This window comes from Bacteroidota bacterium, assembly GCA_039111535.1.
GTDB lineage: Bacteria > Bacteroidota > Rhodothermia > Rhodothermales > JAHQVL01 > JBCCIM01.
The window spans coordinates 26498-33837 of record JBCCIM010000050.1 but is presented as its reverse complement, the minus strand read 5'-3'; the positions used below and the strand labels follow the sequence as shown (position 1 = coordinate 33837).

At 51.0% G+C, this 7340-nt stretch carries 7 protein-coding genes; 3 read left to right on the top strand and 4 right to left on the bottom strand.

The features are described 5' to 3' along the window. Positions 1–39 precede the first annotated feature (39 nt). Positions 40–525 carry a nuclear transport factor 2 family protein gene (locus AAF564_10130; GenBank protein MEM8485896.1) on the top strand — a complete coding sequence of 162 codons (486 nt, stop codon included), beginning with the start codon at positions 40–42 and terminating at the stop codon, positions 523–525. A 93-nt stretch (positions 526–618) separates the two neighbouring features. Here AAF564_10130 and AAF564_10125 read toward each other — a convergent pair whose 3' ends face one another. Together AAF564_10125 and AAF564_10120 are read right to left on the bottom strand one after the other, a co-directional pair. After that, positions 619–993 (bottom strand): SnoaL-like domain-containing protein, encoded by a 375-nt coding sequence (locus tag AAF564_10125; GenBank protein MEM8485895.1) that lies wholly within the window; start codon positions 991–993, stop codon positions 619–621. A gap of 186 nt (positions 994–1179) precedes the next feature. Then, the gene (locus AAF564_10120) at positions 1180–2376 is read right to left on the bottom strand and encodes a saccharopine dehydrogenase C-terminal domain-containing protein (protein MEM8485894.1); all 1197 of its coding nucleotides are present in this window, start codon (positions 2374–2376) and stop codon (positions 1180–1182) included. Between the two features lie 200 nt (positions 2377–2576). Between AAF564_10120 and AAF564_10115 the strand changes: the two genes are divergently transcribed. Beyond that, positions 2577–2708: a 30S ribosomal protein THX gene (locus AAF564_10115; GenBank protein MEM8485893.1), complete on the top strand. Its 132-nt coding sequence runs from the start codon at positions 2577–2579 to the stop codon at positions 2706–2708. Between the two features lie 90 nt (positions 2709–2798). Here the strand turns inward: AAF564_10115 and AAF564_10110 are convergent, their stop codons facing one another. Beyond that, positions 2799–3299 (bottom strand): hypothetical protein, encoded by a 501-nt coding sequence (locus AAF564_10110; GenBank protein MEM8485892.1) that lies wholly within the window; start codon positions 3297–3299, stop codon positions 2799–2801. 228 nt (positions 3300–3527) lie between these two features. On the opposite strand from AAF564_10110, the gene AAF564_10105 reads away from it, so the two are divergent. Next, positions 3528–5621, top strand: coding sequence for a serine/threonine-protein kinase (locus tag AAF564_10105; protein ID MEM8485891.1), 2094 nt, complete (start codon positions 3528–3530; stop codon positions 5619–5621). 4 nt (positions 5622–5625) lie between these two features. Here AAF564_10105 and AAF564_10100 read toward each other — a convergent pair whose 3' ends face one another. Continuing rightward, the gene (locus AAF564_10100) at positions 5626–7296 is read right to left on the bottom strand and encodes an iron ABC transporter permease (protein ID MEM8485890.1); all 1671 of its coding nucleotides are present in this window, start codon (positions 7294–7296) and stop codon (positions 5626–5628) included. Positions 7297–7340 lie beyond the last annotated feature (44 nt).

Genomic DNA, 7340 nt, shown 5'->3' with positions numbered 1-7340 from the left:
TTTTTGTTCTGCTGATAACCAAAGGATTCATAAAATCTCATGATTCAATCAAAACTTTACCGGTTTGTTCTTGCGTTTGGCGCCGTTGTTCTGGTAGCTGCATGCACCCAGCAAGCTGAAAAGCCGTCAGACCAGGAGCCTGAAGCAGAAACCCTTGCAGCCATGCAAGCCCTGCTAGACACCCAGGTAGAAGCCTGGAATGCTGGCGACATCAACGCCTTCATGGAAGGGTACTGGAAAAGCGATTCCCTGCGATTCGCCTCGGGCGGCAATGTTCGCCGCGGCTGGGATGAAACCCTGGCGCGTTACCTGGCCACCTACCCCGACAAAGCCGCGATGGGCACCCTTACCTTCGAAGATCTTGAGTTACAAAAACTCTCAGAACAATGGGCAACCGGCTTTGGCCGCTTCAGGTTAAAACGTACGCCACCATTGGAGGACCTGACCGGTTTATTCACCCTAATGTTTGAAAAACGCGACGGAAGCTGGATTATTGTGAGTGATCACACATCCGCTGCATCGTGAGCATCATATCGCACATTCATTTGCATTAAAGGGCAATAAAAAAGGGAGGATGTGTAAACATCTTCCCTTTTGCAAATTGGCAGGTATGCGTTTTTACTGCCCCATACCGGCAGCATTGTAGTAGAAACGCTCGCGTACAATTTTACCGTTCTTCCAGGTCTGCACTGCAACTTCTTCAAACTTGAATGGACCGGGTGCACCTTTAAATGTGATATCTCCCCAGGACTCCACCATGGTCACGCCGGCTTCTTCATTGGCCGTGATAGCGTATACACCACCACCATGCTGGGCTTCGATGCCATTCTGCCATTCTACAAGACGGCCTTTCTGCGTTTCTTTGCCCTCGAAGGTATCGCCATTTGCCTCTACCATGACGACATTGTCATCATAAAGCTCGTCAATTGCTTCTGCGAGTTTGCCTTCGCCAATCATCTGATAAAGTTTTTGTGCCAGTTCTAGATGCGTCATATGCTGAGAAATTGAAAGGGTTAAACAGGGTAAAACAATGTAAACATGTGTTAATACAAACACGTGTTCTAGCCATGTAGCAGGGCAAGCCAGAGCAGCCACCGCAGACCACACAACCACAAGAGGAGAAAAGATATAATACGCGGATGACAACCCTATGGCACGGGTTGTCTGATTAAATTAAGGTTAACCTATCGCCGGTGCAGTAAGTACTTCTTCACTCGTCACCCGTATACGGCCATCATACCATCGGGTTGAGATATCGAGACCACGGTCAGCAAGTAATTTACAGAATTCTTCGCCCGGAATAATATTTTCAGCCGGCGTAGCACCACCGCCGTCAATTTTCCGCTGCCCTAGCAAGCAAGCAATGGTAGCGACCGGAATGCTCGTTGTGCGCTGAATGGCAGACAGGTTTTTATCGGGGTCACTAAGTTCAATCATTTCATAAACCAGTGTACGAATCTGGTCGTGCTGCCGGCCCTTGATGAGTACGCGCACCAGCACAGCATCTTCGTACTTTCCGCCGAGCCGGCGTTTCATTTTACGCTCTAGCACATCCCGATACGTGAGATGGGTGCGTACGTCAATTTTCTGACGCTCGGCAAATCCGAGGCCGATCAAGAAACGCATCTGATCTGCATGCCCGGGCCAGCGCACAGTTTTGTGGTCAAGCGTCTTTACGTGATTTGCAAGATCATCAACCAGCGCAGAAAGACCGCCGGCGGTACAAAAAGCTTCCATCTCCCCAAACGGCCCCGGGAAATGCAACCGCTCTACATGCGAAAGCGGATCAGCTTCAACCACTTCACCGTTTTCGATCAGACGAACCGACTCCGTGTAGTCATCAAGGATTTTAGAAGCAGACCAGGAAAGCCTGAAATTAAAAGGCGGCTCCGGGTTTAGCGGTACGTCCCCTACCCGCAATCGAACCACATCAACTTCGTCAAACTGGGCAATACCAGCGCGGCTAAGGATATTAACCAACCCAGGCGCCAGCCCACAATTGGGCACAACCCATACCGATTTTGAACGTGCTTCTTCGTTCAGTGCAAGTACTTCGTGGACAAGGCTATCTTCACCGCCGAGATCACAGAAATTGACACCAAGGTCAACACATAGCCGGGCCAACTGGGGATTCATAGCCGGCGAAATGCAGGCAATAGCAACATCGCTGCCGCTCAAAATTGGCGACAAAACCCGCGCATCGCGCGCGTCGATCTGATAAGACCGCAACTTGGGGTTTTTAAGAGAATCTTGCAGCTTTTTTAGCAAGCGCGCGTGCGCATCACAAACCTGCACGAGGGTCACTTCGTCGCGCGCCAGGAGGTCCTGCGCAACGGCTGAGCCAATTGCACCAGCACCAATAACGGTGATTTTCATAGTGGGATACGTGTGTACGTACTAGCGGGGAGTCAATCGCTCGGACCGATCTGGAATTATCCAGTTCCCATACTGTGAACATCTCGTACAATGTTCACAGTTAACGCCATAAACCACGCGGTATTGAAACATCGGACACGCCGTACAAGTACAGAGGCAGCATGTTTGAAAATTCCATCACAACGAACAGGTAAGGTACCATGGGTAAAGGTGACCGCAGAACGAAGCGAGGCAAAATTGTAAACGGTTCTTTCGGCAAAGCACGCCTGAAGAAAAACAAGAAGCGCAAGCTCAAAATTGAAGCTGCCAAGAAAGCTGCTGCTTCCTCCTAAATAGTACTGCTTGACCAGCACCGTCTGCGCTATTCAACTTGTACCAGACACGCTGTCTTCTACGCTCTTCTTACAGGAAAGGTGGTCGGCTTAGTACCTGCTTCTGTTGCCGGCCAGATAAAATCGTCCGCCGATACTCACGTTCATCGCAAATCGGGTACGCGGCAGGATATCGAGCACAGGCACAATTTCGATAAACGTGTCGATGGGCTCTTCCGGGTTGATAAATGTAAAGCCAATCGGAATACGTACCCCTGCTCGCGGATCGTCCTGGGCAGCCTTGATACGCCCCCCAATGCCGTAGTACACGTAGCTGCGTCCTTCCTCCATTCCGTCAAAATCTGAGCGATGAATCAACAAATCGCTGTGCAGGTGTATGCCGGGATCTTTGCTCAAAGACCACGCAACGCCGGCGTCGTACGCTGTCTTTCGGGAGAACCACTTTTTTAAACTGATCCCTGTCGGACTGCCAAACATCCCACCAACCCCCAGAGAGCGGTACTGCGCCTGGGCCGGGGTAGCGTTTAACGAAAAAATCAGCCCGCCAACAACTACAATCCAGAAAAAGTATCGCTGAGCTTCGTTGTTCATGATAAGTTGGCACAAGTTGTGTTAGGCAATAGCGTAACCACAGCGTGTTGCAAAAAAGCAGCAGATTTGCGGTGACTACGCGTCGAATGGCGTCTCATATGCTCCCCCCCTTCCAAATAATTGAGACGAGTCAATTCTTTTGAGACTGCCAATCTGTAATCCGTAACTATTCATTGAATTGTGTGCTCATGCAAAAAGAGCACCTTTAAAAGGCCGATTTACTGCGAAATGCAGGATCTGAACGAAATCCCACAGTTTACTCGCTATAACATCGAGCGCACCCTTGGCTCGGGGGGCATGGGTACGGTCTATCTGGCACACCATAACATTCTCAATCGAGAGGTTGCCCTTAAGGTCCCAAAACGAGAACTGGCACAGAACGAGGTCTTCGTAGAGCGTTTCCTTCGCGAGGCGCGCGCCCTCGGCACCTTGAACCATCCGCATATTGTTACCGTCTATGATGCCGGCATCGAGCAAAGCATCCCCTACATTGCAATGGAATATGTTGATGGCGATACACTCGCCAATAGCATCCTGCATACGGGACAAATCGATATCACACTGGCAATTAGCTGGGGCATCCAAATGGCCAAGGCGCTTGCTTATCTGCATCATCAGCAGATTCTGCACCGCGACCTCAAAAGTGCCAACGTTATTATAGATCGTGCCGGGAACGCAGTAATTGCTGATTTTGGGATTGCGCAGATCGACCAGGACAGCAGCCTGACCCGCGGCATGCTCGGTACACCGGCCTACATAAGCCCCGAGCAAGCCAAAGGCGCCCAACTCGATGCACGCAGTGATTTGTACAGCCTCGGCGTCATTCTGTATGAAAGCCTTACTGGCCGGCTGCCCTTTATGGATGACAATGGATTTGCTCTCATACAGAAGGTCATCCATGAAGCGCCCCAAGACATATGGAATCACCGTCCGGATGCGCCGCCGTGGTTGTGCGACTTAATCAATAAATGCCTCGAGAAATCACCTGAGCGCAGGTTTCAGGACGGTACAGAGCTCGCCAGCGCCTTACAGCAAGGCCTGCCCGAAAGCACTTCGCTCATGCGTGCCGAGCCGGCTGACACCATTGTATCACAACATCTCGAAAAAGCAGGAACGCTGGCAGACCAGTTTCGAAACAACGCCCAAACCAACCTGGCCATGTCGTTTCGGCGACCAACCAATCCAGCGGCCGGCGCGCTGTTGCCTTTCATCGATCCTTCTCCAACAGTAACCATGTATGGGGAAAGCCACATCATCAAGCCTGAAAAACGGGAAAACCCGATAAAGGCCATGATGAATCCGCTTTCTGCAATAATGACCCTTGTTATCCTCACTGCGCTGGTGCTTATTCCGCTTACAGAATTGCCGCCAAATCGCGCAAACGGTCAGCAGCACACTGCAGAGGCCGCATTCCCCATGGGCCCGCCCGTATTGGCAGAAGGCCAATCTGGCAGTACTGCCACGCCCGTCAGGGAATATGAACCAACTGCTATTCCCGAGCAAACACAGCAGCAAGCAGGGCTAACAGCATCAGATGCTATCGAAAACGGCGACCAAATTGCGCGCACAGATACCTTGGCCATAGAATTTTCAGACCACTTTACAGCAAAGCACAACCCGTATTTTGAATCCGACGAAGATTGGACTGCAGAAGATGTGACGGTCATTGAAAATCTCCTGGCACTGGAAACGGAAACAGGAGAACTGCTTCCAGAGCCTCAGCAAGGATCATCAGAGACAATAGTATTTGCTGAAGACTCAGCAGCCCTGGCGTTGTATTTGCCAACTCCACCGCTGGAAGAATCGTTCACGGCAGAACAAGGCGCGGAAGAGACCTCTCTGGACACTTCTATAGTTGACCTTGCGCTGCTTGAAGACCAGTTGGAAGTACAGTCAGCCATTATTGAAGCTGGCACCTACGATACGCGTGTGCCACAAAGCATAGCGGCATTGTCTACCCTCAAAAACCGGACACAACTGGTACGGGCCCTCGCAACCTATCAGGCGCAGAAAGTTTTGCTCTTTGGCAGCAAAACCAATGTAAAGGAGCCAGATCTTGCATTCATTTTCCTGATTAACAAAGACAACAAAAAGGTTCGCGGCATCCTGGCGCCAAGCCCAGAAGGCTGGACCGATATTTACACAGGAAAAATTGTTACGGAGGAAAAGGGCCGGTTTTACGAAAGAGAACCCAACAGCGAGGTAACCTTGAAATGGTGGCTGCACGACGTGAGCCCCATTTGGGTTGAGCTCAAGCAGAAGCAGAAAATGGTCGCGCGACCGGTGCCCTCACGATCAAAAAAGAAGCGGCTCGGCTGGTAAATGCCTAAAACACCTTACGCACGGAAGTTGGCCCCCCCAGCCGGCGCACCAGCAGGGTTGCCAGGCCAATAAGCAGCATCAAAAACACACTATAAGCTGCTGCCGACCCAAACTCGTAAAGACGCAGTTGGGCCAATATCTCCACACTAATGGGGCGATTGCTGTAAATGTACAGCACAATAGAGGAGACAAACTCCCCAAGTGCCGTCACAAAAGTAAGCAGCGTGCCTGCCAGAATACTCCCACTAATCAGCGGCAACATAACGTGTCGGAACGTTGTCCCAAAACCTGCTCCCAGATCAGCAGAAGCTTCTGTCAGCCGATCATCATAGCTTTCGAGTGCTGCCAGGGTTGCACGTACAACAAAAGGAATGTGGCGGATGAAGTAGGCCAGCGGTAAAATCCAGAATGAACCTACCAGGATCTGTCCAAAAGACAACGCAGAAGGCGCATTAAACGTCACAATCATGTTAACTGCGATGACGGTGCCCGGAATAGCAAACGGCAGCACAGCAAGAATACGAATTAAATCGCGTCCGGGTGCGCGTATTTTCCCTTTTGCAATGACCAGCGCAGCTGCAACGCCAAAAATCATGTTGCCTATTGTAGCAAGCACTGCCATCCGCAAACTGTTGAGAATTGGCTCCAGTATTTTGGGGTCTGCAAATAACGACGTGTAATTGGCGAGGGTATACCGTTCGGGCAACAGCTGAAAGGTCCAGCTCCCTTCTTCAGCAAACGATATGAGAATCACGGTTGCAATCGGGAGCAAGAGGAAAAGCAGTAAGAATAATGCACCGCCAATCAACATAATCCTGGCGAAGCCACGCTGAACGGGGATGGAGGCTGCCCCTGTGCCTTTGATGGCGCTGGTGCCCTGCGACTTCCGGTTGGTCCATTCAATCATCACCAGAAACACAAGGCATATAAGCGTAAGCAAGGTAGAGACAGAGGCAGAAAAAGAGAGGTCTCCGTTAACTTTATAGTTGTAGATCTGCAACGTCATGAAATTCTCCGTGCCGGCAAACAGCAGTGGCGCGGTAAAGGACGCCATAGAAATCATGAATACCAGCAGCGCCGCACTAATGAGCGCCGGGCGCAACAGGGGTGCAATTACGCGCCAAAACGTGGTCCATGCGCCAGCCCCGAGGCCGGCTGATGCTTCCAGTAAACTTCCGTCAATGCCACGCAATGCGGCCGTCACAAACAGATAGAAATACACATACATGGTGTAGATGTGTACAAACAAAACCGCCCACAACCCTTCAAACGCAAACGGGACTTCCTCAAGGCCGAATAGCATTTTTAATCCCCTTGGCAAAATCCCACTCTCTCCATACAGAAACAGAAAGGCAAGCACACCAACCAACGGCGGCAAAGCAAGGGGCAATGCTGCAATCGACATAAGGGTTTTGCGCAGCGGGAAGTCGTACCGGTAGAAGAAATAGGCCAACGATGTGCCAAGCAAGCCGCCGCCTAGAACCGTTGCCAGCGAAATGCCAACAGAATTAATCAATGCCCGCACATTGGCCGCCCGCCAGGAGGCAAACATTTTGCTATAATTCTCGACATCTGCACCCAGGACAAAGGTTCGCAGGCTTGGGTAAAGGACATACCCGAGCAGGAGAAGTAAAATGGGTACAAAAAGCAGAAGCGTTGCGCGTCTACTCAGCATAGGTTATGCGTGTTTAGGGGCCAACATTACAGCGATCATTGCGG

Coding starts and splice junctions, on each gene's coding strand:
- AAF564_10130 (MEM8485896.1), top strand. CDS start 40: ATGATTCAATCAAAACTTTACCGGTTTGTTCTTGCGTTTGGCGCCGTT.
- AAF564_10125 (MEM8485895.1), bottom strand. CDS start 993: ATGACGCATCTAGAACTGGCACAAAAACTTTATCAGATGATTGGCGAA.
- AAF564_10120 (MEM8485894.1), bottom strand. CDS start 2,376: ATGAAAATCACCGTTATTGGTGCTGGTGCAATTGGCTCAGCCGTTGCG.
- AAF564_10115 (MEM8485893.1), top strand. CDS start 2,577: ATGGGTAAAGGTGACCGCAGAACGAAGCGAGGCAAAATTGTAAACGGT.
- AAF564_10110 (MEM8485892.1), bottom strand. CDS start 3,299: ATGAACAACGAAGCTCAGCGATACTTTTTCTGGATTGTAGTTGTTGGC.
- AAF564_10105 (MEM8485891.1), top strand. CDS start 3,528: ATGCAGGATCTGAACGAAATCCCACAGTTTACTCGCTATAACATCGAG.
- AAF564_10100 (MEM8485890.1), bottom strand. CDS start 7,296: ATGCTGAGTAGACGCGCAACGCTTCTGCTTTTTGTACCCATTTTACTT.